Source organism: Streptomyces griseoviridis, assembly GCF_005222485.1.
Classification (GTDB): domain Bacteria; phylum Actinomycetota; class Actinomycetes; order Streptomycetales; family Streptomycetaceae; genus Streptomyces; species Streptomyces hintoniae.
Genome location: NZ_CP029078.1, coordinates 614,729 through 639,778 on the forward strand (window position 1 = coordinate 614,729; position 25,050 = coordinate 639,778).

Annotated in this window: 22 protein-coding genes; 10 read left to right on the top strand and 12 right to left on the bottom strand. The window is 73.1% G+C overall.

Going from position 1 to position 25,050, the window contains the following annotated elements; genetic code table 11:
- Positions 1-129: 129 nt before the first annotated feature.
- Both sigK and DDJ31_RS02595 read left to right on the top strand, forming a co-directional pair.
- A complete protein-coding gene (sigK, locus tag DDJ31_RS02590; RefSeq protein WP_240678474.1) occupies positions 130-690 on the top strand; it encodes an ECF RNA polymerase sigma factor SigK in 561 nt (186 codons plus the stop codon).
- Positions 691-832: 142 nt separating this feature from the next.
- Positions 833-1,276: an SPW repeat protein gene (locus DDJ31_RS02595; RefSeq protein WP_127181925.1), complete on the top strand. Its 444-nt coding sequence runs from the start codon at positions 833-835 to the stop codon at positions 1,274-1,276.
- Positions 1,277-1,350: 74 nt separating this feature from the next.
- Here DDJ31_RS02595 and DDJ31_RS02600 read toward each other — a convergent pair whose 3' ends face one another.
- Positions 1,351-2,793 (bottom strand): hydrolase, encoded by a 1,443-nt coding sequence (locus DDJ31_RS02600; protein ID WP_127181924.1) that lies wholly within the window; start codon positions 2,791-2,793, stop codon positions 1,351-1,353.
- A 329-nt stretch (positions 2,794-3,122) separates the two neighbouring features.
- Here DDJ31_RS02600 and DDJ31_RS02605 point away from each other — a divergent pair, with 329 nt between their 5' ends.
- Positions 3,123-3,386, top strand: a complete 264-nt coding sequence (locus DDJ31_RS02605) for a GlsB/YeaQ/YmgE family stress response membrane protein (protein ID WP_127181923.1) — start codon at positions 3,123-3,125, stop codon at positions 3,384-3,386.
- Between the two features lie 581 nt (positions 3,387-3,967).
- Here DDJ31_RS02605 and DDJ31_RS02610 read toward each other — a convergent pair.
- Complete coding sequence (locus tag DDJ31_RS02610; protein ID WP_127181922.1) at positions 3,968-4,744, bottom strand: GNAT family N-acetyltransferase; 777 nt, start codon at positions 4,742-4,744, stop codon at positions 3,968-3,970.
- Between the two features lie 185 nt (positions 4,745-4,929).
- Here DDJ31_RS02610 and DDJ31_RS02615 point away from each other — a divergent pair, with 185 nt between their 5' ends.
- Entirely contained in the window at positions 4,930-5,415 is a 486-nt protein-coding gene (locus DDJ31_RS02615; protein ID WP_127181921.1) for a nucleoside deaminase, read from the top strand.
- Positions 5,416-5,419: 4 nt separating this feature from the next.
- Here the strand turns inward: DDJ31_RS02615 and DDJ31_RS02620 are convergent, their stop codons facing one another.
- Positions 5,420-6,283 carry a GNAT family N-acetyltransferase gene (locus DDJ31_RS02620; RefSeq protein ID WP_127181920.1) on the bottom strand — a complete coding sequence of 288 codons (864 nt, stop codon included), beginning with the start codon at positions 6,281-6,283 and terminating at the stop codon, positions 5,420-5,422.
- 394 nt (positions 6,284-6,677) lie between these two features.
- Positions 6,678-7,391: a chaplin gene (locus tag DDJ31_RS02625; RefSeq protein ID WP_127181918.1), complete on the bottom strand. Its 714-nt coding sequence runs from the start codon at positions 7,389-7,391 to the stop codon at positions 6,678-6,680.
- Between the two features lie 299 nt (positions 7,392-7,690).
- On the opposite strand from DDJ31_RS02625, the gene DDJ31_RS02630 reads away from it, so the two are divergent.
- The 3 genes from DDJ31_RS02630 (at position 7,691) to DDJ31_RS02640 (ending at position 11,552) form a co-directional block, all read left to right on the top strand.
- Positions 7,691-9,274 (top strand): alpha/beta hydrolase, encoded by a 1,584-nt coding sequence (locus tag DDJ31_RS02630; protein WP_127181917.1) that lies wholly within the window; start codon positions 7,691-7,693, stop codon positions 9,272-9,274.
- A gap of 53 nt (positions 9,275-9,327) precedes the next feature.
- Positions 9,328-10,425, top strand: coding sequence for a baeRF3 domain-containing protein (locus DDJ31_RS02635; protein ID WP_127181916.1), 1,098 nt, complete (start codon positions 9,328-9,330; stop codon positions 10,423-10,425).
- A 113-nt stretch (positions 10,426-10,538) separates the two neighbouring features.
- Positions 10,539-11,552: a Gfo/Idh/MocA family protein gene (locus tag DDJ31_RS02640; RefSeq protein ID WP_127181915.1), complete on the top strand. Its 1,014-nt coding sequence runs from the start codon at positions 10,539-10,541 to the stop codon at positions 11,550-11,552.
- Between the two features lie 20 nt (positions 11,553-11,572).
- Here DDJ31_RS02640 and DDJ31_RS02645 read toward each other — a convergent pair whose 3' ends face one another.
- Complete coding sequence (locus DDJ31_RS02645; RefSeq protein ID WP_127181914.1) at positions 11,573-12,079, bottom strand: SsgA family sporulation/cell division regulator; 507 nt, start codon at positions 12,077-12,079, stop codon at positions 11,573-11,575.
- 291 nt (positions 12,080-12,370) lie between these two features.
- Here DDJ31_RS02645 and DDJ31_RS02650 point away from each other — a divergent pair, with 291 nt between their 5' ends.
- On the top strand, positions 12,371-13,810 hold the full coding sequence (locus DDJ31_RS02650; protein WP_127181913.1) for a SpoIIE family protein phosphatase: 1,440 nt from the start codon (positions 12,371-12,373) through the stop codon (positions 13,808-13,810).
- A gap of 26 nt (positions 13,811-13,836) precedes the next feature.
- Here the strand turns inward: DDJ31_RS02650 and DDJ31_RS02655 are convergent, their stop codons facing one another.
- A complete protein-coding gene (locus tag DDJ31_RS02655; protein ID WP_127181912.1) occupies positions 13,837-15,327 on the bottom strand; it encodes a DNA-binding protein NsdB in 1,491 nt (496 codons plus the stop codon).
- A 234-nt stretch (positions 15,328-15,561) separates the two neighbouring features.
- Between DDJ31_RS02655 and DDJ31_RS02660 the strand changes: the two genes are divergently transcribed.
- Together DDJ31_RS02660 and DDJ31_RS02665 are read left to right on the top strand one after the other, a co-directional pair.
- A complete protein-coding gene (locus DDJ31_RS02660; protein ID WP_127181911.1) occupies positions 15,562-16,701 on the top strand; it encodes an aminoglycoside phosphotransferase family protein in 1,140 nt (379 codons plus the stop codon).
- Positions 16,702-17,017: 316 nt separating this feature from the next.
- Entirely contained in the window at positions 17,018-18,985 is a 1,968-nt protein-coding gene (locus DDJ31_RS02665) for a peptidoglycan recognition protein family protein (protein ID WP_127181910.1), read from the top strand.
- A gap of 4 nt (positions 18,986-18,989) precedes the next feature.
- Here DDJ31_RS02665 and DDJ31_RS02670 read toward each other — a convergent pair whose 3' ends face one another.
- From DDJ31_RS02670 to DDJ31_RS02695, 6 genes are all read right to left on the bottom strand, one after another.
- Positions 18,990-19,487, bottom strand: coding sequence for a hypothetical protein (locus DDJ31_RS02670; RefSeq protein ID WP_127181909.1), 498 nt, complete (start codon positions 19,485-19,487; stop codon positions 18,990-18,992).
- Between the two features lie 1,031 nt (positions 19,488-20,518).
- The gene (locus DDJ31_RS02675) at positions 20,519-21,427 is read right to left on the bottom strand and encodes a universal stress protein (RefSeq protein WP_127181908.1); all 909 of its coding nucleotides are present in this window, start codon (positions 21,425-21,427) and stop codon (positions 20,519-20,521) included.
- 122 nt (positions 21,428-21,549) lie between these two features.
- The gene (locus DDJ31_RS02680) at positions 21,550-21,792 is read right to left on the bottom strand and encodes a DUF397 domain-containing protein (protein ID WP_127181907.1); all 243 of its coding nucleotides are present in this window, start codon (positions 21,790-21,792) and stop codon (positions 21,550-21,552) included.
- 96 nt (positions 21,793-21,888) lie between these two features.
- Positions 21,889-23,055: a thiolase domain-containing protein gene (locus tag DDJ31_RS02685; protein WP_127181906.1), complete on the bottom strand. Its 1,167-nt coding sequence runs from the start codon at positions 23,053-23,055 to the stop codon at positions 21,889-21,891.
- Entirely contained in the window at positions 23,052-24,101 is a 1,050-nt protein-coding gene (locus tag DDJ31_RS02690; RefSeq protein WP_127181905.1) for a thiolase domain-containing protein, read from the bottom strand. The genes DDJ31_RS02685 and DDJ31_RS02690 overlap by 4 nt, the downstream gene beginning before the upstream one ends.
- Complete coding sequence (locus tag DDJ31_RS02695) at positions 24,098-25,039, bottom strand: Zn-ribbon domain-containing OB-fold protein (protein WP_127181904.1); 942 nt, start codon at positions 25,037-25,039, stop codon at positions 24,098-24,100. Before DDJ31_RS02695 ends, DDJ31_RS02690 begins: the two co-directional genes overlap by 4 nt.
- Positions 25,040-25,050 lie beyond the last annotated feature (11 nt).

Below are 25,050 nucleotides of genomic sequence, written 5' to 3' on the forward strand. Positions count from 1 at the left end.
GAGTTGTGGGAGCCGCGGCAGACGCGGTAGTCGCGGCCGACGCGAAGTCTCGGCAGACGTGGGAGACGTCGGGTGACTGAACCATTCATCCCGGCCCCCCGCACCGCCGTCGGCGGGGACACGGACCCGGTGCGGGACCCCTCCTCCCGTGATCTCGGGCGGCTGCTGGCGCGGGTGGCGCAGGGCGATCATGACGCGTTCGCCGGGCTCTACGACGCCGTCGCGGGTCCTGTGTACGGGGTGGTGCGGGCAGTGCTGCTCGACCACGCTCAGTCCGAGGAGGTCGCCCAGGACGTGCTGGTCGAGGTGTGGCGGACGGCGCCCCGCTACCGGGCCGACCGGGGCACGCCGGTCAACTGGATCCTCACCCTGGCGCACCGCAGGGCGATCGACCGGGTCCGCTCGGCGGAGGCGTGCGCGGCGCGCGAGCGGCGGGCCGCGCTGCTGGACCGTACGCCCGCGTACGACCAGGTGACCGAGCAGGTCGAGGCCGTGCTCGAACGGGAGCGACTGCGCGTCGCCCTCGCCTCGCTGACGGACGTCCAGCGCCAGGCCGTCACCCTCGCCTACTACCGCGGGCTGACCTGCCGGCAGGTCGCGGAGTCCCTGGCGATTCCGCTCGGCACGGTCAAGACCCGGCTGCGGGACGCGTTGATCCGGCTGCGCGCACACCTGACCGCAACGCTCTGACCAGCGGCGTCCGACCGTCGTGACGATCTCTTTCCGTCATATATACACATATGGCGGAAAGAGACGCAGAATGGACATACGCGGTTATTCCGCATGCCGCTCCAGAGGCGGTCAGATCTGTGAGTCACGAAGGAGACGAATCATGGCCAACGTCTCGCACACCAGAGGTGACATGACGAGTCACCCTGATGTCCCCGAAATGCGGGCACGCTACGCCCGCATGCTCGGTGGTCGCGATGTGGCGCTCGTGGACGGCCCGGTGTTCCTGCTCGGCCTCTACTGCGCCGTATCCCCGTGGATACTCCACTACACGACCAGTCAGCCGGCCCTGGTGCCCCACAACCTCATCATGGGGGTCGCGATCGGTCTGCTGGCACTCGGATTCACCCGGGCGCCCGCCCGCATGTACGGCCTGAGCTGGGCGATGTGCGCACTGGGCGTGTGGATGATCGTCTCGCCCTGGATCGTCGGCGCGAGCCCCGACCGCGGCGTCGTCCTGAACAACGTGATCATCGGTGCCCTCGCCGTGATCCTGGGTCTGATCTGCGCCGTCACCTCGGCGAGGAGCAGGACCACGACGACGTAGGCCCCCCGCCTGAGAGAGACGACAGGACATCGGCCGGTCCGCACCCGTGAGCGGACCGGCCGAACCCGTGACCGTCAACTGACGTTCAGGGCCGTGTCGTCGACGACGAACGACGTCTGGAGCGTCGAGCCCTCCGTGCCGGTGAACTTCAGCGTCACCGTCTGGCCCGCGTAGCTCGCGAGGCTGAAGGTGCGCTGGGTGTACCCGCTGGCGGCGTTGAGGTTGGAGTAGGTGGCCAGGGTGGCGAGGACCGTCCCCGAGCTGTTCAGGACCTGGACCTTGAGGGTGTCGTACGCGGTGCTCGTGGTGGTCTCCGCCGTGTCGATGTGCAGGAAGAAGCTGAGCGCGGCGGTGGTGCAGCCGGACGGCACGGTCACCGACTGGGAGAGGGTGTCGGTGGTGGCGGTGCCGTAGCCGTCGAGCCACGCGTAGTAGGAGCCGGTGCGGGCGGACTTGCTGCTGGAGTTCGTGATGACGCCACTGCTCGCGCTCCAGGTGGTGTTGCCCGACTCGAAGCCGTTGTTGCCGAGGAGTTGGGCGGCCGTGCAGCTGCCACCGCCTCCGCCACCCCCGCTGCTTCCCGCGCCCGCGAGCCAGGCGGTGGCGTTGAGGGCGAGGGGCGCGTTGGTGGCGCCCGAGTCGTTCCAGCCGTCGTACAGGGTGTTGCCGGACTGTCCCGTGCCGTCGTCGACGGGTGAGCTGTCGCCCCAGAAGGCGACCCGGCCGCTGCCGAAGGTGCTCGTCACGAAGAAGGCGCCGGTGTTGCCCGAGTAACCGCCGCGGTAGACAAGGCCCTTGACCGCCGCGTTGTCGGCGGGCTTGAGGGTGGCGGTGGTGCCGTCGGCGATCAGGCTCTTGGTGACGGTGCCGAAGTCGCCGTGCAGGACGGGGTCGGCGCTGTCGCTGATCGCGGCGGGGTAGCCGGAGCCGACGTCGAGGGAGTCGATCGTGAAGCCGAACGGGTCGGTGGAGTCGACACTGTTGTTCGTCATCAGGTCGTTGAGGATCTCGACGGCGTCCTCGCCGTCGTTGTTGCGGTCGGCGCCGGTGTGGTCGGAGATCATGAACAGCCCGCCGCCGTTCTTGACGAAGTTCATGATCGCCGCCTTCTCGGCGGTGGTGAAGAGGGTGTTGGGCTCGGGAAGCACCAGGGTGTCGAAGTTCGACAGGTCGGTGGTGGCCGAACCGCCGTAGGTGAGCGCGCTGGTGGCGGTCTTGAGGCTGTAGCCGCCCGACTTCTGCAGAGCGACACCCCAGGAGGAGAGCGCGCCGGTCCAGTCGGTCTCGGCGGACGGCGAGGAGTCCTCGGCGAGCGGGTCCGGCTTGCTCGTGGAGATGATCCAGTCGGCGTTGCCCGCCTCCTCGGCGTGGCCGTCGTCGAACAGGACCCGGTGGGTGGTGGCCGCGTGGGCTGGGGTGGCCGCGCCGGCGGTCTGGACGGCGACGCCCGCGGCGAGCAGGCCGAGGGCGGCGAGAGCCGTGGCGAGTCGGTGGCGGGACCCGGTCGGTGCGAGCATCCGGCTTACCTCCATGGGGAGTTGGGGGAGGGGGAGGGTGGTGCGGAAGCGTGGGGGGTTGGCGCGGAGCGGGTGTGTTCGACGCGCGTAGACAACGCACATCTGCGCGCGTAGATGTTCGACCGGACGAACCCTGCACGGCCGAGCGCTTGAACCGTACATGGCAAAGCGGGGCGCGCACAGGCGGTGTCCGGCGCTCCCGGCCCGGATTGACCCGCCGTTGACCAGTGGTTGGGGAGAAACGGAAACGGTGCGGCGAACGGAGCGGACTGTCCCCTCACGGAACGGGAATCCGCACCCTGCGGGGTTCCTGACGAAGAGGGGCGGAGATGGAGATAACGGGCATCCTCAGCGCTGTCGTGATCGGCATCGTGGTCGGCGTGTTGGGCCGGCTGGTCGTGCCGGGCCGTCAGCGCATCGGCGTGCTGCTGACGATCGTCGTCGGCATCGTCGCCGCGCTGATCGGTTCCGCCATCGCGGCGGCCGCCGGCGTGGCGGACACCAACGGGGTCGACTGGATCGAGTGGCTCATCCAGATCGCCCTCGCCGCACTGGGCGTCGCCGCGCTGGACCGGACGGTGGGACGCCGCTGACCCGGAGCCGACGGGGCACCGGGCGCGGAACCGAGTACGAGTACGAGCACGGACTCGGAAACGACAGGTACGGGTGCGGGCAAGGCTGTGGGCACGGATACGGGCGAGGCTCAACGGAGCCTCGCCCGACCGGTGTTCGGGGTGCCGCCGGTGTTCGGGTGCCGCCGGTGTTCGGGCCAGCCCGGCAGCCGTGCGAGCGGCACGGACGGCTCCCCCGCGACTGCCGGAGGGACGGCACGAACGGCTCGCCCGCGGCTGCCGGAGGAACGGCACGGTCTGCTCTCGCGCGCGACTGCCGCGTCATGGTGCGGTCGGCCCGCCGCACCGCCGTTGCGCAGGCGCGGTCAGCCCGCCCTGACTACCGGATGGCTGCGCGGTCAGCCCACCGCGGCTGCCGGGAGGCGGGCGAAGCCTGCCCACCGCAGCTGCCGGGAGGCGGGCGAAGCCTGCCCACCACGCCTGCCGGGAGGCGGGCGAAGCCAGCCCCCCCACGCTTGCCGGGAGGCGGGCGAAGTCAGGCCGCCGCGACATCCGGAAGGGCAGGCGAGTTCAGCCCGCTGCCACTACCGGAGTGCGGCGCGTCACGGCTGCCGCACGTACGGGGTGGTCGTCGTCAGCGGGGCGAAGCCGAGGCGTTCCAGAACGGGGCGGCTCTGGGACGACGCGTCGACCTGGAGGTAGCGGTAGCCGCGCGCGACGGCGGCGCGGGCGCGGTGCGCGACCAGCGCCCGGTAGATGCCCCGGCCGCGCCACTCCGCCACCGTGCCGCCGCCCCAGAGACCGGCGAACCGGGTGCCGGGCACCAGCTCCATGCGGGCCGCGCTCACCGGTTCGTCGCCCGCCATGGCCACGACCGCGACGACGCCGTCCGGGTCGTCGGTGAGCCGGGCCAGGAGCTGGCGGCGCAGCCGGGAGGCGTCGGTGCCGAACGCTTTCTCGTGGACGTCCGCCACCAGATCCACCCCGGCCGCGTCCGTGACCGGCAGCAGCCGGACGCCCTCGGGCGCCGGGGCGTCGAGATCGAGGGCGGCCACCTCGGCGATCATCAGCGTCTCCTCGGGCGCGGGGGTGAACCCGGCCGCCCGCAGCCGCCGTCCGAGGTCCGTCGGCAGGTCGTGCCCGTAGAGCTTCCACTCGAACTCGCGGCCGAGCCCGCCGAAGTGGGCGATCTGTTCGGCGATCGCCGCGTCGGCGCCCGCCGCGTCCAGGTCGGACCAGACGACGCCGTCCCAGCCGTGCCCGTCCGAGACCTGCCGGACCACCCTCCCGACCCGCTCGATCCGCGCGCCGGGACCGTCCGGCTGGGCGCCCTTGCGCATGTCCCGGTCGTAGAGGGCGAGTACCCCGACATGATCCATGGGTTCACTCCAGCACCGGACAGCGGTGGCGGCAACGGTTTTGACGAGGCCCGGGTGGTGGAGAGGTACGGATCACGTGCCCGCGGCGGGCCAGGCGGCACGTTCCGGCCAGTTGCTCGTAGGCTGGCCGCCGATGTCCACGGGCCGGGCATCGGGGACCGTCGTCGCGAGGAGGACCGTAGGTCATGGCTGTTCAGGCGGGCGAGCTGCGGTATCTGCGGCGGTGCGTGGAGTTGGCGGCCGAGGCGCTGGCCGACGGGGACGAGCCGTTCGGGTCCGTCCTGGTGGGCGGGGACGGCACGGTGCTCGCCGAGGACCGCAACCGGGTGGCGGGCGGCGACCGCACCCGGCACCCCGAGTTCGAGCTGGCCCGCTGGTCGGCCGCCCGGCTTGCCCCCGAGGAGCGGGCGGCGGCCACGGTGTACACGTCGGGCGAGCACTGCCCGATGTGTGCCGCCGCGCACGCCTGGGTGGGACTCGGCCGGATCGTGTACGTCGCGTCGTCGGAGCAACTGGGCACCTGGCTGGCCGAGTTGGGCGTTCCTGCCGCGCCGGTGCGGGCGCTGCCCGTGGGTGAGGTCGCGCCCGGGGTGGCGGTGGACGGCCCGGTGCCCGAACTGGTGCCCAAGGTGAGGGCGTTGCACTACCGGGCCCACGGCCGCGAGGTCTGACCCGTCAGCCGAGTTCCAGGGTCGTGACGCCGAAGACGCGTTCCTGCGCGAACGGTCGCACCGGTCCCGTGTACATGCGGGCCGCCTCGAAGGACGGCGTGAATCCCGCCTCCTCGGCCAGCGCCACGCCCGCCGCGCTGGTCTCCGGCACGTCGATGGAGACCGGTTGGCCGGCCGCGTCCGCGACGAGCCCCGCGAAGAGCGCCCGCGCGTCCTCGGCCGTGTCGGCGAACAGCGGTCCGACGCGCAGCGCGTCCCGTCCCGGGCGGACCACCCCGTAGCCGGTGAGCCGGTCGCCGCTGTCCCGGCGCAGGACGGCACGGTGGCCGGGTCCGGTGAGCCACGCCTCCAGGAAGCGCGGCCGGTCGGCGGGGCCGCAGGCGCTGTCGTAGGCGAGGAGGTCGGCGAAGTCGTTGGGCCGGGCGGGGCCGACGCCCGCCGGGACCTCGGCCGTGGGCGCCGGTCCGGTGAACCGGGCGGTGCGGTGCGCGAGTTCGAAGCCGGACCGGCGGTAGTTGTCCTGCTGGGCGACGACTCCCTCCAGGCCGACGGTGCGGGATCCGGCGTGGGCGAGGGCGGTCTTCCAGGTGGTCAGGCCGAGGCCGCGACCGCGCAGGTCGGGGCGGACCAGGTAGAAACCGAGGAAGGCGTAGTCGGCCGAGTAGTTGACGACGGAGATCGCCGACACGGGTTCGCCGTCGAGCCGGCCGATGAAGAACCCGTCCGGGTCCTGGGTGAAGAAGGCGGGCGCGTCGGTGAGCCCCGGGTTCCACCCTTCGTCAGCCGCCCAGTCCGCGACCACCCGCCAGTCGTCGAGGACGGCCCGGGTGACGACGAGGTCTTCGGGGGCGGGGGTGGGAGCGGTCATGCGGCGGACTCCATTCCGTGGGATGAGCGGGGCACCCGGCCGCCTGCGAGACCTGAGCGGCCGGTGTGGCTGGTGTGGCTGGTGTGGCTGGTGTGGCTGGTGTGGCTGGTGTGGCTGGTGTGGCTGGTGGGACCTGTAGGGCCGGTGGGACTGACGCGACCAGTGCGGTACGGCGGGTGTCTGGACACGGCGACCAGCGCGGTCCGGACGGCCGGTGCGGTGGAGGCGACCAGCACGATGGGCGGACCCGGCGTGGTGGGCGTAGACGCTGCCGGGCACGCACCCGGCGTGGTGGGCGTAGACGCTGCGGTCCGCGCACCCCGTGCGTGGGCGCGGACGCACAGCCAAGGCCCCACCGGGTGGGTTCCGGTGAGGCCTTTCGTGTGGGTGCCCGTCAGCGCGTGACGCGGCGGCGGGTGCGCCGGTAGACGGCGGCGCCCGCGGCGATCAGCGCCAGGCTCGCCGCCGCGGCGGGCAGCGTCGCGTCGGCACCGGTGTGGGCGAGGGACGCGACCTGCCGTCCCTCGGTGTGCACCGGAGCCGCGGGGTGGGGCTGCGGGTTGGGCGGGATGTTGCGGTTCTCCGACGGACGGGCCGGGGGCTTGGGCGCCGTGGGGTGCGTCGGCTTCGGGTCGGGACGGTGCGGCCGTCCGCCGGGGCCGTTGGTGGACTCGTTGCCGAAGGCCGGGTTGAGGAGACCGACCACGTTCACCGAGTTGCCGCTCACGTTCACCGGGAGGTGGACGGGGAGCTGGAGGCCGTTGCCTGAGATCACTCCGGGCGAGCCCACGGCCGCGCCGTGCGCCTCGCTGCCGCCCTCGGTCGCCGAACCGGCCCGACCGCCCTCGCCCTTGCCGCCGCTCTTGCCACCGACGTTGGCGCAGGTGTTGCCCATGGCCGGGTTGAGGAGCCCCACCACGTTGACGGTGTCACCGCACACGTTGACCGGGACGTTGACCGGGAGTTGGAGGGTGTTGCCTGAGACGGCCCCGGGCGAGCCGACCGCGGCGCCGTGCGCTCCCGAGTCGGCGTACGCGGCCCCCGAGACTGCCATCGCCCCCGAGACGGCGGCGACAGCGATCACTCCGTTGCGGGTGACCCTTCGCATAGGTTCACTGCCTTCCAGTACCTGGGCGCGGGCCGATGTCCCGCGCCGGAGAAACGGGCAAACACCCGCACGGGATAAAACGCGGGCGAACCATCAGAGTTATGGCTGATCGAACTTTCACCCCATCGAGCGTCAACTTTCGTGAATCGCCTGAAAAAGCGCTCGATCTCTGCAGGCGGCGCACAGAGTAGGGCAATTCCGTGCACCCCGCTCGCCCGGAGGCGGGCCCCGCGGTGGCCGCATATCGTGATCGAGGGCGCCGCTCCCCCGGACCGCGACGGGTGCCCTGGGAGGCATGGATGCTGGCCAAGCTGACGACGCGGCCCGCGCTCCGGCGCACCGCGCTCACCTCGGCCGTCGGCCTGGCACTGCTGGCCGCGGGACTCCCCGCGGCGGCGGCAGGCGACGGACCCGACCTGACCCGCTTCTACCGGCAGAAGGTCGCCTGGTCCCGGTGCGTGGGCCCTGACCTGCCGAGAGACCTGGAGTGCGGCAAGGTCACCGTGCCGCTGGACTACGCGCGCCCCGGCGCCGGCACCCTCGATCTGGCCCTGGCCCGCTACCGGGCCACCGGGAGCAGGCGCGGTTCGGTGCTGCTGAACTTCGGCGGTCCCGGCGGTCCCGGGGTGGCCGGACTCGCCGCGAGCGGCAAGCAGTTCATGGGGCTGACCAACGCCTACGACGTGGTGTCCTTCGACCCCCGCGGGGTCGGCAGGTCCTCCCCGGTCAGCTGCGGCACCGGTTCCGGCGGGGCCGCCCCCAGCGTCGGCGCCGACCAGGATCTGAACGACCCCGCGGCCGTGCTGCGGCGGCTGCGGGCCTCGGCGGAGCACTGCGCCCGCCGCTCCGGCCCGGTCCTGGCCCACATAGGCACCGTGAACGCCTCCCGTGACCTGGACGTGACGCGCCAGGCGCTGGGCGACCGGAAGCTCAACTATCTGGGCTTCTCCTACGGGACCCGGCTCGGTTCGGTGTACGCGGCCCAGTTCCCCGGCAGGGTCGGGCGGCTGGTCCTCGACGGGGTCGACACCCTGACCGAGCCGATGGCCGAGCAGGGCATCGCCGGCGCCCAGGGGCAGCAGCGGGCGCTGGACGACTTCGTCGACTGGTGCGTACGGGACGTCGGGTGCCCGCTCGGCGGCGACGCCCGTGCCGCCCGCGCCCAGGTCACCCGGCTCGTCGGGTCGCTCGACAGGAACCCGGTGCCGACGTCCCTCGGCAGCGGGCTCACCGGACAGGATCTGGTGGCCGCGATCGGCCAGGCCCTCTACAGCGAACAGCTGTGGCCCTCCCTTGAGCGGGCGCTCGCCTCACTGGTGCAGGACGGCGACACCGGCGGCGTCCTGGGCTTCGCGCCCGGCCGCGCGCCCTCCCCCGGGCACCCGAAGCGCCCCGGCGGGCTGGTCGACGAGGACGACGTGCCGCTCGACAACCTCCCGGCCGCGCTGACGGCGATCAACTGCGCGGACGACCCCGACCGTCCCGACGCCGCCCGGCTCACCGCCGAACTCCCGCGGCTGCGTGCCGCGTTCGAGCAGGCGTCACCGGTCTTCGGCCGCTCCCGGCTCGCCGAGGTGCTGATGTGCTACGGCCGCGCCAAGGGCACCGACTACATCCGCGAGGACGTCCATGACGTCGACACCCCGAAGATGCTGCTCGTCGGCACCCGGGGCGATCCGGCGACGCCGTACCGCTGGACCACGGAGACGGCGCGGCGGCTGGGGTCCTCGGCCGTGGTGCTGGACAACAAGGGTGAGGGGCACACCGGTTACTCGTCCTCGAAGTGCGTGCACTCCGCGGTGGACGGCTTCCTGCTGTACGGCACGCTGCCGCCGAGCGGCAGTTCGTGCGGGCCCGAGGACCCCGAGGCGCCCACCGGCTGAGCCGTGGGCCGTCCCCGAATGCCCGACCGGCGAAACGGACTTATCGTGCTGGTATGGAGCACGCCCTCAGTCCCGCCGCCCTGTCCGAGCTGCGGCACCCGCGCCCTTACCCGGCCGTGTCCGTGCTGACGCCGACCCACCGACGCGAGCCCGACAACGCCCAGGACCCGGTCAGGCTGCGCAATGTGGTGGCCGAGGCCAAGAGACAGCTGGAGGCCGATCCCGCGGTGACCAGGGAGCGGCGCACCGACGTGGTCAGGCACCTGGACCGGGCCCTCGCCGAGGTGGACCTGACGCACGCCGAGGACGGTCTGGTGATCTTCGCGGCGCCGGGTGAGCACCAGGTGTGGTCGCTGGCCCGGTCCGTCCCCGAGCGGGTGGTGCTCTCGGACACCTTCCTGACCCGCAACCTGGTCTCGGCGCGGGCCGCCGAGCGGCCGTTCTGGGTGCTGTCGCTCGCCGTGCACCGGGTCACCCTGTGGAGCGGTGGCACCGACCGGGTCACCGAGGCCACCGACGGCGCTTTTCCGCTGGTCAGGAGCGCCGAGAACTTCGACGCCGAGCGCCAGGAACGGATCGGCGACCTGCCGAGCGCCTTCCGCGACGAGGACACCAAGCACTTCCTGCGCGAGGCCGACACCGCGATGGCCGCCGTCCTGCGGGCCCGCCCCCGTCCGCTGTACGTGACCGGGGAGCAGGCGGCGCTCTCGCTGCTGACGGAGTTCGGCGGGGCCGGCGCGCACGCGGTGCACGTCCCGCACGGCGGGCTCGCGGACGGCACGCCGGACGCCGTGTGGCAGGCGGTGCGTCCGGTGGTCGCCGCCGAGGCGCGGCGGGCCGCTGCGGACGCCGTCCGGGAGCTGGAGTCGGCGCGTGGCCGCAAGGCGTACGCGGCCGGGGTCGACGAGCTGTGGCGCGGCGCCCGGGAGGGCCGGGTGCGGCTGCTGGTCGTCGAGGAGAACTACCGGGTGACGGTGCGCGACGACGCGGGCGAGCACCTGATCCCGGCCGAGAGCGGTGATCTGGACGCGCGCGAGGACATCGTGGACGAGATCGTCGAGCAGTGCCTCGACACCGGCGCCGAGGTCCGCTTCGTCCCGGACGGCACGCTGGGCGACGCCTCGGGGGTGGCCGGGGTGCTGCGCTACTGACCCTGCCGCTGACGGCCCCCGGGCGTCCGCGCCTTGACGACCGTGCAACGCTGGTCCGACGACCTTGAAGCGCAGGTCGCCCTGGAGTCGCCGTGGGAAGGGGCCGCGAGATCGTGTCCGAGTTGCTGGGTGTGGCCGTGCTGGGCGCGGGTCACATGGGGGCCGACCACATACGCCGACTGGACCGGGTGGTGAGCGGTGCGCGGGTCGTCGCCGTGGCCGATCCGGATCCGGAGCGGGCGCGGCGGGCGGTGGCCGGGATCGACGGCGTCGCCGTCCGCGCCGAGGTGCGGGACGCGCTGGCGGCGCCCGGTGTCGAGGCCGTCCTGATCGCCTCCCCGGGTCCCGCCCACGAGGAGGCGCTGCTCGCCGCGTTCGAGCGCGGGCTGCCGGTGCTGTGCGAGAAGCCGATGGTGCCGGACCCGGCCGGGGCGCTGCGGGTGGTGGAGGCGGAGGCGCGGCTCGGCAGACGGCTGGCGCAGATCGGTTTCATGCGGCGCTACGACGCCGAGTACCGGCAGCTCAAGTCCCTGCTGGACGAAGGGGGGTTGGGGCGTCCGCTGATGCTGCACTGCGTCCACCGCAATGTGTCGTCGCCGCCCGGTTTCACCTCGGCGATGCTGATCGACAGCTCGGTCTCGCACGAGATCGACGCGGCCCGCTGGCTGCTGGGGCAGGAGTTGACGGCGGTGACCGTGCTGCGTCCGCGTCCGTCCGCGGGGGCACCGGAGGGGCTGCTCGACCCGCAGTTCGTGCTGTTCGAGACGGACGGCGGCGCGCTGGTCGACGTCGAGGTGTTCGTCAACTGCGGTTTCGGTTACCAGGTGCGTTGCGAGGCGGTCTGCGAGACGGGCAGTGCGCGCATCGGCGAGGAGCAGGCGGTGCGGGTGACGGCGCGGGCGGCCGACCGCAGGGCGGTGCCGCAGGACTACCTGGTGCGGTTCGCCGACGCCTACGACCGCGAGGTGCAGGCGTGGGTGGACGCGACCCGGCGCGGCCGGGTGACCGGCCCGAGCGCCTGGGACGGGTACGCGGCCTCGGTGGTCGCCGGGGCAGGCGTGCGGGCACTGGAGACCGGCGGCCGGGTGGCCGTCGATCTCCCCCGTCGTCCCGCGCTGTACGGGTAGTCCCGAGCCGTACGGGTGGTTCAGACGCTGCCGAACAGGGCGGTCAGCCCCCGGTCGACGGCCTCGTCGAGGTCCTCCTGCCCTTCGGGGACGACGGCATAGGTGCGCAGCAGGAACCGGCGCAGCGCGGCGGTCTCGAAGCGCAGCAGGGCGAGGCCGAACGGTGAGTGGAACTCCAGCACGGTGCGGTTCTCGCCGCAGGGCCAGATGTGCACGTCCCCGCCGCCCGACGGGGAGCGCAGCCCGTCGTCCAGGAGGGCGCGGCCGAAGGTCCAGGTGACGGACGTCCGGTCGAGGGAGACCTCGGCGGGGAAGTCGAGGTGGACGGCGAGCGGGTCCGCGGCGACGTAGCGCAGCATGGCCGGGACGGGCAGCTCGCGCTCGTCGGCGGTGATCAGCCGGCCTCGGGCGGGCTGTTCGAGAACGATGTCCCCGACGCCGCTGATATCGCCGATGTCACCGATGTCGCCGTTGCCGCTGTCACCGCTGTTCGCGTTGCTGTTGCTGTTGCCGGTGCCGGTGTTCATCAGGTCGGTCTCCCCTGCGGTCGGAGGTCGGCCGGAAGGCCGTGTGCCTGTACGACCTCGACGAGGCCGATCGCATTACGTTGGAACGGGGTATTCCTATGTGACGTGCGTCACATTTTTACGACGGATGGGGGCATACCGCCCATTGCCACCCGCGGGGACGCTGGCATATGCCAGAAGCACCACCGGATCGGGTGTTGCCAAATCCCTTACAGCGCGTCGCGGGCTGTGCCAAAGTCGTAACGGTCCCTCCCGAGCCCTGGCCGTCCCGTTCCCGCATCGGAGTGCGTCATGCCGCCCCCTCTCTCCGCGGACCGCCCGGCCGACCCGGCGCCGGGTCGCGGCCCGGTCGACGCGCTGATCACGCAGACGCGGCGGCTCAAGGGCGACGTGGACGCCGTCCGGCGGGAGGCGCGCGGCGACGGAACAGATCCCTTGGAGCGCTGGCAACGCGCGCTGTGCGAGCTGGCTCTGCATCAACTGGAGGACCTCGGCACGCACTTGGCCCAGTTACGCGACGGACCCCAGGGCGTGCCCGCCCCCCGCGCCCCGATGCCCGCGTCGGCCCGGCGCGACTCGCTACTCAGCCGGGTGGGCAGCGCCGAGTGGAACCTCCTGACGGACGAGGTGAGTTGGTCCGCCGAGCTGTACCGGATCCTCGGCCGTGACCCAGCCGAACCGGCCCTCACCCTCGACGAACTCCCGTCCCTGGTCCATGCCTCGGACCGGGCCGCCCTCACCGCGCTGGTCACGGGCTGCCTCATCGACGCCCGGCCGATCGACGGGGAGTTCCGCGTCCTGCGCCCGGACGGCGAGGTGCGCACCGTCCACATGATGGGCGAACCGGTGCTCGCCCCCGACGGCGGCACCACCTCGATGTGGGCCGTCCTGCGGGACGTCAGCGAACTGCGGCGCACCGAACGGACGGTGCGGCGGCCCCAGGAGGCGCCGCGCCCGCCGCGCACCCCCGCCGCGGGACCGGCCACCCCGCGGGAACCCCTCCCCCGGCAGGGCACCCTCGGCGGGGTCCCCGACCGGACGGGCGCGCTGGACATCGCCGTGTACGGGCCCGCGTCGCCCACCGGCCCCGCGATCGGCGCCAGTTGGTCCGACGCGCTCGACCTGCCGGACGGCGGGACCCTGCTCGGCGTCGGCGACCTCACCGGACACACCGCCCCCGACTCGGGCCACGCGCTGCTGCTGGGCGCGCTGCGCGCCCTCGCCCTGGCCGGCACCGCTCCGGGTCACCTCCTCACGCTGCTCAACCAAGTGCTCGACACCACGCTCGGGCCCGCCCTGGCCGGTGCCGTCTGCTGCGCCTACCGGCCCGAGACCCGCACCCTCACCTGGGCACAGGCGGGACGTCCCGCCCCGCTGCTGTTCCGCGGCGGAACGGGACGCGCCCTGCGGGCACCGGCCGGCACCCCGCTGGGCACCGCGGCGGACACCGCCTACGAGCAGGCCGCCGCGACCCTGGAACCGGGCGACGTGCTCCTGCTGCACACCGGAGGAGTACTGCCAGGGCCCACAGGACCTGACACCACGAACCGACTCCTCGCCCTCGCCCCGCACTTCCGCACGGCGGACACCGCCCAGGACTGCGTACGGCTCCTGGCACGGGAGTGCGGCGGATCAGGGCCCGCGGACCACGGGAGTGCCCTCTTCGCCAGAGTGACGGCGCGGTCGCGGAGACCACCGGACGACACGGCAACCACCGCGAAGTCCTGCTGACGCGGCCGGTTCGGCGCACGGAGCCCCTATGTCCGTGCGCTGCCGGTGCCCCGCACCTGTTTCGGCAGCGCCAGTCTGATCTCCTCCCGCAGTGGGCCGACCTCGGGGTGCCTGGAGTAGTCGGCCGTCAGCCGGTACATCTGACGCAGCCGGTCCCAGGTCCGGTGCGAGGAGTTGGAGCCCATCGACGCCATGGCGTCCCGCGCGTACCGGTCGCCCTGGTCCGGGTCGCCGGCGATGAAGCAGGCCGACGCCATCGACAGATAGTCGAAGATCTTCGACCGCTGCCGGCCGTCCACCCTCAGCTCCAGCGCCTTGCCCGCGTAGTACTGGGCGTGCGCGGCCGCCGCCGGATCGTGCTCGGCCAGCGTCCGGTACGCCAGGGCCTGCATGCCGTACAGATCCTCCTCCTTGAAGTTGCGCATCCAGCTCGGTGGCGGCACATCGCCCTGGTCCGCGACGAAGAGGTCCTCCGCCTGGCCGAGGGTGCGGCGCATCGCCTGCCCCCTGCCCAGCGACGCCTGCGCCCAGGCCTCGATGGTGTGGAGCATCGCCTGGGTGCGCGGCAGGACCTGTTCGCCCGCCCCGGATCTGGCGAGCTTCATCAGGTCGAGGGCTTCGTCCGCGCGGCCCAGATGCACCATCTGGCGGGCCGCCCGGGAGAGCGCCTCACCGGCGCGCGGCAGGTCGCCGCCCTCCCGCGCGGCGTGCGCGGCGATCACGAAGTACTTCTGTGCCGTGGGTTCGAGGCCGACGTCGTGCGACATCCAGCCCGCGAGGACGGCGAGGTCGGCAGCGACGCCCCACAGGCGCCGCTGGAGATGGTCGGGGTGACGGTAGGAGAGGATGCCTCCCACCTCGTTGAGTTGGCCCACGACTGCCTTGCGTTGCAGCCCGCCGCCGCGGGCCGCGTCCCAGGCCCTGAACACCTCGACCGAACGCTCCAGTTCCTCGATCTCCTGCGCCCCGATGGGGGCGGCCTCGTAGCGGTCGAACCCAGCGGGGTCGGCGTGCAGGGGATCATCGGATCGGGGGGCGTCGGCGGCGAGGGCAGGATCGGAGTGCAGCCAGTCGTACATGGCGCTGGTGAATGCGGAACCCGCGGCGAGCGCGGCGCCCGCGCCCACCAAGCCGCGTCGATTGAGCATGAGGTCCATTCCCGTGAATTCGGTGAGGACCGCTGCCGTCCGTTCGGGCGCCCAGGACATACCGTCGGGATGGTCGACACTCCCGCCGCTCTTTCGTCTCCCCGCACGCCCGTGCCGGACCAGACCGAGGTCCTCCATGGTCACGACACGGCCGAGACGCTCGGTGAACAGAGCCGCCATCACCCGCGGCACCGGATCACGGGGAACCTCCCCCATGTCGATCCAACGCCGTACCCGAGAGGTGTCGGTCGCCAGCTGCGGATGGCCCATGGCCGCCGCCTGCCGGTTGACCAGCCTCGCGAGTTCCCCCTTGGACCAGCCGGCCAGGCCGAACAGGTCCGCCAGGCGGGAGTTGGGTTGTCCGTTCACGTCAAGCCCCCAGGTTCTCGGCTGAGTTGACACTAGCCCGGTGAGGGTTGCCGAGCGACTATTCGCCAGGGTTCGCCAGGGTGCGCCACATGGTGTGCCACGGGACATCGGGTGTCAGGTAGGAATGCGCCACCCCGACCCGGTCGCCCCCGGAACACTCCCCAGGGTGCACCTCGGCGGCCGGGCCGGGTGACGCGTTGACGTCGCAGGCACACGAAGGGATCTGTTTCGCCCATGTACACAGCATCGTCCTCCGTGTCCGCCCCGCCCCGGCCGCTGCACCCCCGACCGGCGGGCAGCGGCCCCTACCTCGACCCCGCCGTCCGCCCCAACCCGACGCTCGGGGCCGGCCGGACGCGGCGCGTGCCGGGGCTCGGCACCCAACCGCTCAGCGGGAGAATCGACTTGTCCGGCCCCCAGGGTGCGCAACTGCGCGCGGCGCTCGCGTCGGTGCACCGGATCTGCCCGGAGTTCGCCCCGGTCCAGGTGCTGCGCCGCAGCGGCCGTTCGGTGCTGCTGGTGGGGACGACCGGGCGCAGCACGGCCGTGGCCAAGTGCTTACTCGATCACTCCCCCGTCTGGGCGGAGCGGATCCGGCACGAGATAGCTGCCTACCGCTCGTTCGTCCGGCACCGCCCGCCGGTGCGGGTGCCGAGGCTGATCGCGGCGGACCCGGACAACTGCACCCTGGTGATCGAACGGATGCCCGGCCGGGTCGCCGCGCTCCAGCGGCACCCGATCGAGTCGCCGCCGCGCGCGGACATCAGGGCGGCGCTGGGCGCGATCTGCCAGCTGAACGCCTGGCGACCGCCCGCGGGCACCTTCGGCGCCCCGCTGGACTACGCGGTCCGTATCTCCCGCTACCACGAACTGGGGCTGCTCACCGACCGCGATCTGGGTGACCTCCAGAAATTGCTGCACGGCATCGCGCACGCGGCCGGACGGCAGGGCATGGGCCAGTTCTGCCACGGGGACGCGCTGCTCTCCAACATGCTGCTGTCGCCGACGGGTCCGGTCCTGGTGGACTGGGAGCACGCGGGCTGGTACCTGCCTGGCTACGACCTGGCGACGCTGTGGGCGCTGCTCGGCGACGCGCCGATGGCCAGGCGCCAGATCAGCCAGATCGCCCAGAGCGGCGGACCGGCCGCCCGGGACGCCTTCCTGGTGAACCTGATGCTGGTGCTGACCCGGGAGATCCGCACCTATGAGACGGCCGTCCAGCGGTCGCTGCGGGACCCGGCGCCGTCGGCGTCCGGCACGGCCCACCCGGCCGGGGTGCCGTCGGGTGAGGAGCAGCGGCTGCTGCTGCGGCGGCTGCACGACGACTGTCAGATGGCCCGCCGGGCCGTCCGCGCGGCGGTCGGCACCCGCTGAGGAGCGACGAAGGGCCGCGGTGCGCGCTGGACTTGGCGCACCGCGGCCCTTCACGGTGTCCGCGACGGTCTCCTGAGCGAGGGCTCGCCGCGATCTTCCCGACCGGATGCCGGGGCCCCCGGCGCGGCGCCATTGGTGTACTCCAGTGACGCCCCGCAGGCCCGCCCCGCCGCGTCGCGAAACTCCCGCTCCCCCGTGTTGACGAGGGGAATCGGCGCTCCCTGGGCATGATTGACGGATCGTCGGCCAGCCGGTACCACTGAGCCACGCCCGGCCCGCACGCCACGCCCGTCCGTCCCAGGAGCAGGAGCCCGCATTGCGACGATCCGCCCCCGACCCCACGTCCACACCCGGCGGCAGACGCGCGCGCGGAGCCGTCGGCGCCCTCGCCACGGCCGCGCTGCTGCTGCCACTGCTCGGCGCCGCGCCACCGGCCGCCGCCGGGTCGTCGGCGAGCAGGCTGCAAGGGGCGTTCGCGTCGGCCGCCGCCCGCTACCACGTGCCGCAGAGCGTGCTCCTCGGCGTCTCCTACCTGCAGTCCCGGTGGGACAGCCACGCCGGGGCGCCCAGCGTGAGCGGCGGCTACGGGCCGATGCACCTCACGGACGCGCGCACCGCGCTCGCCGCCGCCTCGCACCACGGCGACGGCGGTGAGGACGCCCGCGGTGACAGCGCCCGCGCCCCGCTGCACCCGGCCGCCGCTGTCCCGGCGGAGTCCGACCTGCCGGCCAGGCTGAAGACGCTGCCGAAGGCGGCCGGGCTGACCGGCCTCAGCGCGCGGGAGCTGCGCACCGACCCGGCGGCCAACGTGGCGGGCGGTGCCGCGCTGCTGGCCGCCGCGCAACGGGACCTCGGCGCACCGCTCAGCGCGGACCCGGCGGACTGGTACGGAGCGGTGGCCCGGTTCTCCGGCGCCGACGACACGGTGACGGCCGCCGCGTACGCCGACGACGTCTACGACGTGCTGCGCACCGGCGAGGAGCGCACCACGGACGCCGGGCAGCGGGTCGTGCTGGCCGCGCGTCCGACGCTGGTCCCCGACACCGCGCGGCTGGCGCGGGCCGGGCTGCGGACGGGGTCGGCCGCGGGCACCGAGTGTCCTCGGTCGATCTCCTGCGCGTGGGTCCCGGCGCCGTACGAGGAGTTCGGCGACAACGACTACGGCAACCACGACCTCGGGGACCGGCCGGCCGCGCAGAGCATCAAGTACATCGTCGTCCATGACACCGAGGGCACCTGGGACGGCGTCCTCAACCTGGTGCAGGACCCGACCTATGTGTCGTGGAACTACACCCTGCGCTCCACGGACGGTTTCGTCGCGCAGCACGTGAAGGCCAAGGACGTGGCCTGGCACGCGGGCAACTGGTACGTCAACGCGAAGTCGATCGGCCTGGAGCACGAGGGTTTCCTCGCCGCGCCCGACTCCTGGTACACGGAGGCGATGTACCGCTCGTCGGCCCGGCTGGTGCGCTATCTCGCCGGGAAGTACCGCATCCCGCTGGACCGGCAGCACATCCTGGGCCACGACAACGTGCCGGGTCCGACGACGTCGACGGTCTCCGGCATGCACACCGACCCGGGCCCCTTCTGGGACTGGCGGCACTACTTCGAGCTGCTGGGCCACCCGTTCAGGGCGACGGCGGGCAGGCACGCGTCGCTGGTGACGATCCGCCCGGACTACGCGGCGAACCGGCCCACCTACACGGGCTGTGTCACGGCCGGTGTGGACTGCGCGTCCCACGGTTCGAGCGAGGTGCGGCTGTACTCGGGGCCCGGTACGTCCTACCCGCTGATCAAGGACATCGGGCTCGGCACGACGCCGACGACCGGCGTCAACGACCTGTCGTCCCGGGTCTCCACGGGTCAGCAGTACGCGGTCGCGGGCCGGGACGGCGACTGGACGGCGATCTGGTACCTGGGGCAGAAGGCGTGGTTCGAGAACCCGGCGAAGCGGCCGGTGGCGGTGCCGGCGTCGGGTCGGGTGGTGACGCCCAAGGCGGGCGCCACCAGTGTGCCGGTCTACGGTCGGGCCTATCCGGAGGCGGCGGCCTACCCGGCGGGCGTGCCCGCGCAGGCGGTCTCGCCGCTGCGGTACACGCTGCCGGCGGGGCAGCGCTATGTGGTCGGGGACAAGCTGCGCGGTGAGTACTACTACGCGGTCACCTTCACCGCCGACTCGCACCGGGTGGTCGTCGGCGAGGATCTGTACTACCAGATCCAGTACGGCCACCGGGTGGCGTACGTGCGGGCGGCCGACGTGGACGTCGTCCCGGCCGGCCGGTAGCCGGTCAGCCCTGCTGGAACAGCTCCGCGGGGAGCGGTTTCAGCAGGGCGTACAGGTCGTCGGTGATGGGGCGGTCCCAGGCGGCGATGGTCACCAGGACGTTGTCGCTGCGGTCGAACTGGACGCAGGAGATCCGGCTCTCGGAGAGCTTGAGACGGCGCACGATCATCAGGTTGTCGCCCTGCATGACGGGCATGTCCTCGACGCCGACGACGGTGATCTCCTCGTCGTTCTCCAGGGCGAGCAGGAGCTGGGCCACCTCGAAGGGGATCTCGCCCTCGGCGACCTCGCGGGCCGGGGAGCCCTCGGGGAGGTTGCCGATGATCATCGCGGGGCCTCGGCCGCCGAACAGGTCGTAGCGGAGGAAGACCCCCTGGCAGCTGCCGTCGGGGGCGGGCAGCAGACCGGCGCCGAGGTTGCCGGGCCAGTCGCCGGGGTCCATGGCGAGGACGTCGAAGTCGGGCCCGGCGGGCGTGGCGCTGCGGCGGCGGAGGAACGACATGCCGCCATGGTACGACGTGGGGAACAAGCGTGTGCCCCAGGTCATACGGTTGCGCGACCGCTCCCGGCCGCCACGGGATGCGGAACGACGGCGTCCGGCGCCCCGGTCGCCCACCGGGGCGGCCTGGGCCCGTCCGCTCCCCGGTCCGCCGCCTCCGCCCGGCTCCCTTCTCTCCGGGACGGACGCGCGGGTCAGGCCCGGAGGGACCGGTGCCCGGTGCACGGTTCCCGGCAGCCCGCCACCGGGTCAGCGCCGGTGCGCGGCGCCTCCCCTGTCCCGGGACCGGTGCGGTTCTCGGCCGCCGGCCTGGTCGGCGCGCGCTCCCTGCCGGTGAGGGTGTCGCTCGGCGAGCGCGTCGGCGCCGCGCCGGACAGCCGTGTCGAGGCAGCGGTGCGGGGGGGCGCCGGCCTCCCTCGGACGGCCCGTGCGGCGCGGTTCGCTCGCCAGGGCGACCGGCGCGCACGCCGGTCCGTAGGCTGCGGGCGCGCGGTCCACGTGGGTGACGGCCTCGCTGAAGTGGCGTGGGGGTCCGGTCCTGGCGAGACGTCGGCGGCGACGCGCGGCGCCTGGCCGATCGCGGAACTGACGCCGAACCGCCGGTCGCGGGCGACCGCTTCGAGGGCGATAGCGACGGCGCCTGCCGTCTCTCGGCGCGGACGAGGTGGAGCCGCCAGAGGGACCAGCCCTGCTACGGATGCCCAACCGCCGTCCAACGGGAGCGAGTTCGACGACCGCACCGATGGCGGAGGTAACCGAACGCGGTGTAGGCGGGCGGGGGTCAGGGGCCGTCGCCGCGTGCTCCCGTCGGCGCACTCAACGCCTCTTCCGCGGCGGCCAGTTCACTCTCGCGTTCGAAGAGTGGTGTGGCCGTTCCGTGTACACGCTCTGCCCTGTGGGCGCGGGGAGCGAGCGCGCACCGTGGCCCACAGACGTCGCAGAGCACGCCTCGCGGTGTGCCGGGGGCCGTTTCGACGGTTCCTCTCCGAGTGCTCGCCGTCGCCGTCCTCCGCGTACCGCTCGGGCCGTCCCCGCTACTCCTCGGCCGGTTCCGGGGTCTGGGGCACCACGGCGATCGGGCTCGCCGCGTGCAGCAGGACCGCCTGGGTGACCGAACCGAGCAGCCGGGCCGGGGCGAGCAGCCTGCGGCGGTGGCGGCCGACGACGACGAGGGCGGCGTCGGCGGAGGCGGCGACGAGTTGACCGGCCGCGTCGCCCGGTGCCGCGACGGCGTCGGCGCGCACCCCGGGGTGGCGTTCGCGGTAGGGGGCGAGGATGCCCTCGGCCAGGGTGCGGGTCTCGTCCTCGATGGCGTCCTGGTCGACGGTGGGCGGCAGGAGTCCGCCGGGGGCGACGACGGTCTGCACGGGCCAGGTGTACGCGGCGATCGCCTGGACGCGGGCGCCGAGCCGCGCGGCCTCGGCGAAGGCGAAGGAGAGGGTCGGCTCGTCCGGCTCGTCCACCTTCACACCGACGACCACCCGGCGCCCGGGTTCGTCCTGCCCTTCGCCGTGCACCTCGCGTCCTGGCGGGGGTACGACGACGACGGGGCAGTCGGCGTCGCGGGAGGCGGCCACGCCGTTGGAGCCGAGCAGCAGGCTGGCGAAGCCGCCCCTGCCGCGCGAGCCGAGCACCAACAGCTGGGCCGTGGCGCCCAGTTCGGGCAGGACGGCGGCGGGTGCGCCCTCCAGGGCCAGGTACTCCATGACGGGCCGGTCGGCCACGTCGTCGAGGTGGCGGCGCACCTCCCCGATGACGGTGTCGTCGTCGGAGTCGGGCACGGGGGCGAGCGGGACGCCCGGCTGGGTCCAGCCGCCGTGCTGGCGCACATGGACGACGCGCAGCGGCGCCCCGCGTCCGCGGGCCGCGTCGACCGCCCAGTCCAGGGCGCGCAGGCTGTTGTCCGAACCGTCGACCGCCGCGATGACCGGCAGGGTGTTCATGGGTTCCTCACCTCCGGGGTACGACCTTGATCTTCCGGGGCCAGCCTCGCTCAGAGGCCGGTCCCGGGACGGCGATCAAGGTCGCGTGTCCGGAAAAACGCCGGGAACACCACGGGGTCGGCTCAGGTCAGGTCGAACTCGCCGTCCCGCGCGCCCGACACGAAGGCTCCCCACTCCGCGGGTGTGAAGATCAGGGAAGGGCTCTCCGGCCGGCCGCTGTTGCGCATCGCGATGAAACCCTCGACAAAGGCGATCTGGACATCCCCCAGACCACGGCTGCTCGAGTGCCAGTCGGCGCCGCTGAGGTCGAGATCGGGCTTGTCCCAGCCTGCGAGCGGATGGTGCTGGATGGTGCTCTCGGCCACGTCCGTGCTCCTCCCATTTTTCCGTCGTCCGCGGTCAGCCTAGCGATCGGCACCCACCGCCGACAGGCCACGTGAGGGGGACCTTTCGGGGAGGTCTCAGGAGTCGGGAGCCTGGGCGCCGACGAGCCACATGGAGAAGAACTGCGATCCGCCGCCGTAGGCGTGGCCGAGCACCCGGCGGGCCCCGTCGACCTGGTGTTCGCCGGCCTGTCCGCGCACCTGGAGGGCGGCCTCGGCGAACCGGATCATGCCGGAGGCGCCGATCGGGTTGGTGGACAGGACGCCGCCCGACATGTTGACGGGCAGGTCGCCGTCGAGTTCGGTGACCCCGGCCTCGGTGAGTTTCCAGCCCTCGCCCTCCTCGGCGAACCCGAGGTTCTCCAGCCACATCGGTTCGTACCAGGAGAACGGCACGTACATCTCGACGGCGTCGATGTCCCGGCGCGGGTCGGTGATGCCGGCCTGCCGGTAGACGTCGGCGGCGCAGTCCTTGCCCGCCTGCGGCGACACGAAGTCCTTGCCGGCGAAGAGGGTGGGCTCGCTGCGCATGGCGCCGCCGAGCATCCAGGCGGGCGGCCGGGGCGAACGGGCCGCTCCCGCGCGGTCGGTGAGGACCATGGCGCAGGCGCCGTCCGACGAGGGGCAGGTCTCGGAGTAGCGGATGGGGTCCCAGAGCATCGGGGACGCCTGGACCTTCGCCAGGGTGATGTCGTGCTCGTGGAGGTGCGCGTAGGGGTTCTTCAGGGCGTTGCGGCGGTCCTTGTAGGCGACCAGCGAGCCGACGGTGTCGGGGGCGCCGCTGCGCCGCATGTAGGCGCGTACGTGCGGGGCGAAGAAGCCGCCCGCCCCGGCCAGCAGGGGCTGTTGGAAGGGGATCGGCAGCGACAGGCCCCACATGGCGTTGGACTCGGACTGCTTCTCGAAGGCGAGGGTGAGGACGGTGGAGTGGACCCGGGCCGCGACGAGGTTCGCGGCGACGAGCGCGGTGGAACCGCCGACCGATCCCGCGGTGTGCACGCGGAGCATCGGTTTGCCGACGGCGCCCAGCGCGTCGGCGAGGTACAACTCCGGCATCATGACGCCCTCGAAGAAGTCGGGGGCCTTGCCGATGACGACGGCGTCGATGTCGGCCCACGTCAACTCGGCGTCGTCCAGGGCCTGTCGGGCGGCCTCCCGGACGAGTCCCGCGAGGGAGACGTCCCGGCGGGCGGCCACATGCTTGGTCTGGCCGACGCCTGTGACGGCCACGGGTTCCTTGCTCATCGCGGATCCCCTTCGAGTACGGCGACCAGGTTCTGCTGGAGGCAGGGGCCTGAGGTGGCGTGGGCGAGCGCCCGGTCACAGTCCCCGCGGTGGACGGCGGCGGCTGCCTCACCGACGCGGATCAGCCCGGCGGCCATCATCGGGTTGGCGGCGAGCGCGCCGCCCGACGGGTTGACCCGGACGTCGTCGCCGAGCCGCAGCGCTCTGCGCAGGACGACCTCCTGGGAGGTGAACGGGGCGTGCAGCTCGGCGAGTTCGACGGGCCGTTCGAAGGCGCCCGTGCGCTGGGCGGCGAGCCGCGTCGACGGTGAGTCGGTGAGGTCGCGGACGCCGAGGGAGTGCGCCTCGATGCGGTGGTCGATGCCCCTGATCCAGGCGGGCCGCGCGCACAGCTGCCGGGCCCGGTCGCCTGCCGCGAGGACGACGGCGGCGGCGCCGTCGCCGATCGGCGGGCAGTCGCCGGTGCGCAGCGGACGGACCAGGTAGTCGCCGTGCGGGACCGAACCCCGCAATTGAGCATGGGAGTTGGTCTCGGCGTCGGCGCGGCTGCGGGCGGCGACGGCGGCGAGGGCGGGTTCGTCGGTGTGGCCGGCGTCGATGAGGGCCTGCGCCTGGAGGGCGGCGAGCGTCACCGAGTCGGGCCAGAGCGGGGCCACGTAGTAGGGGTCGAGCTGGCGGGTGAGGACGTCGCGCAGCGAGCCGGGGGACGACTTGCCGTAGGCGTAGACGAGGGCGGTGTCGGCCTCCCCGGTGAGGAGTTTGGTCCACGCCTCGTACAGGGCCCAGGCGCCGTCCATCTCGACGTGCGACTCGGACAGCGGCGGCCAGGCGCCGACGCCGTCGAGGGCGAGGGTGAAGGAGAAGGCGCGGCCGGCCAGGTAGTCGCTGGAGCCCGAGCAGGTGAAGCCGATGTCGGCGCTCTTCAGGCCGGTGCGGTCGAGGACCTGGTGCAGCACCGGCATGAGCAGTTCGACCTCGGACAGTTCGTCGCTGGTGCGCCGGTGGTCGGTCTGGGCGAACGCGACGACCGCGATCTCACGCGTCACAGCAGCTCCTTGTAGGTGTCGTAGTCCGCGTCGGGTTCGCCGGTGGGCCGGTAGTGCTCGGGGTAGCGGGCGCCCTCGGTCCACACCGGTTCGACCCGCAGCCCCATCCGCACCTGGTCGTAGGGGATGCCGCCGATCCGGGCGTGCAGGGCGAGGTCGGCGCCGTCGAGGGCGATGTGCGCGTAGACGTAGGGGACTTCGATGTCCAGGTTCTTCGCCTTGATGTTGACGATGCAGAAGGTGGTGACGGTGCCGCGCGGGCCGACCTCGACCTGTTCGGCGGTGGCGACGCCGCAGGTGGGGCAGGCGCCCCGGGGCGGCACGTACACCTTGCGGCAGGACGGGCAGCGTTCGCCGACGATCCGGCGGGCGGTCAGCGCGTCGAGGTAGGCGGTCTGGGCGCGGCCCGGACTGTACGTGTAGTCGAGGCGGGCGGGGGCGACGATGCCGCGCACCGGGTCGGCGAACGCCCCCTGGCTTTCGCCGGGCCGGTCCGGTGCGCCGTCGTACGGTTCGAAGCAGGCGATGTCGGTGACGGCGCCGGTGCGTTCCGCGGCCCAGCGGACCCGGACCCGCAGGCCGGTGCGGACGGCGTCGGGTCCTGGGACGTCGAGCGCGTGCAGGAGGGCGGTGTCGGCGCCGTCGAGCCGGACCAGGACCCAGGCGAACGGGGTGTCCAGGGGCTGTCCGCGGCGGGGATCGTGGTTCCAGGCCCAGGTGGTGACGGTGCCGGTGGCGGCGACCTCGACGAGGTCGCGGATCTCCTCCGCGGTGACGGGGTCGTACTCGGCCGGTGGCACCAGGACCCGGCCGTCGGTGGCGCGGACGCCGAGGACGACGCGTTCCCGCAGGCCGGTGAGGAAGGCGCTCTGCACGGGGCCGAGGGAGCGGGTGAACGGGAACTCCACGGTGAGGGGGGCCTTGAGGACGTGAGGCATGCCGGTCTCCT

Bases quoted from the DNA above. Each gene is read 5' to 3' on its own strand.
- DDJ31_RS02595 (WP_127181925.1), top strand. From the start codon at position 833: ATGGCCAACGTCTCGCACACCAGAGGTGACATGACGAGTCACCCTGAT.
- DDJ31_RS02600 (WP_127181924.1), bottom strand. From the start codon at position 2,793: ATGCTCGCACCGACCGGGTCCCGCCACCGACTCGCCACGGCTCTCGCC.
- DDJ31_RS02605 (WP_127181923.1), top strand. From the start codon at position 3,123: ATGGAGATAACGGGCATCCTCAGCGCTGTCGTGATCGGCATCGTGGTC.
- DDJ31_RS02610 (WP_127181922.1), bottom strand. From the start codon at position 4,744: ATGGATCATGTCGGGGTACTCGCCCTCTACGACCGGGACATGCGCAAG.
- DDJ31_RS02615 (WP_127181921.1), top strand. From the start codon at position 4,930: ATGGCTGTTCAGGCGGGCGAGCTGCGGTATCTGCGGCGGTGCGTGGAG.
- DDJ31_RS02620 (WP_127181920.1), bottom strand. From the start codon at position 6,283: ATGACCGCTCCCACCCCCGCCCCCGAAGACCTCGTCGTCACCCGGGCC.
- DDJ31_RS02625 (WP_127181918.1), bottom strand. From the start codon at position 7,391: ATGCGAAGGGTCACCCGCAACGGAGTGATCGCTGTCGCCGCCGTCTCG.
- DDJ31_RS02630 (WP_127181917.1), top strand. From the start codon at position 7,691: ATGCTGGCCAAGCTGACGACGCGGCCCGCGCTCCGGCGCACCGCGCTC.
- DDJ31_RS02635 (WP_127181916.1), top strand. From the start codon at position 9,328: ATGGAGCACGCCCTCAGTCCCGCCGCCCTGTCCGAGCTGCGGCACCCG.
- DDJ31_RS02645 (WP_127181914.1), bottom strand. From the start codon at position 12,079: ATGAACACCGGCACCGGCAACAGCAACAGCAACGCGAACAGCGGTGAC.
- DDJ31_RS02650 (WP_127181913.1), top strand. From the start codon at position 12,371: ATGCCGCCCCCTCTCTCCGCGGACCGCCCGGCCGACCCGGCGCCGGGT.
- DDJ31_RS02660 (WP_127181911.1), top strand. From the start codon at position 15,562: ATGTACACAGCATCGTCCTCCGTGTCCGCCCCGCCCCGGCCGCTGCAC.
- DDJ31_RS02670 (WP_127181909.1), bottom strand. From the start codon at position 19,487: ATGTCGTTCCTCCGCCGCCGCAGCGCCACGCCCGCCGGGCCCGACTTC.
- DDJ31_RS02675 (WP_127181908.1), bottom strand. From the start codon at position 21,427: ATGAACACCCTGCCGGTCATCGCGGCGGTCGACGGTTCGGACAACAGC.
- DDJ31_RS02685 (WP_127181906.1), bottom strand. From the start codon at position 23,055: ATGAGCAAGGAACCCGTGGCCGTCACAGGCGTCGGCCAGACCAAGCAT.
- DDJ31_RS02695 (WP_127181904.1), bottom strand. From the start codon at position 25,039: ATGCCTCACGTCCTCAAGGCCCCCCTCACCGTGGAGTTCCCGTTCACC.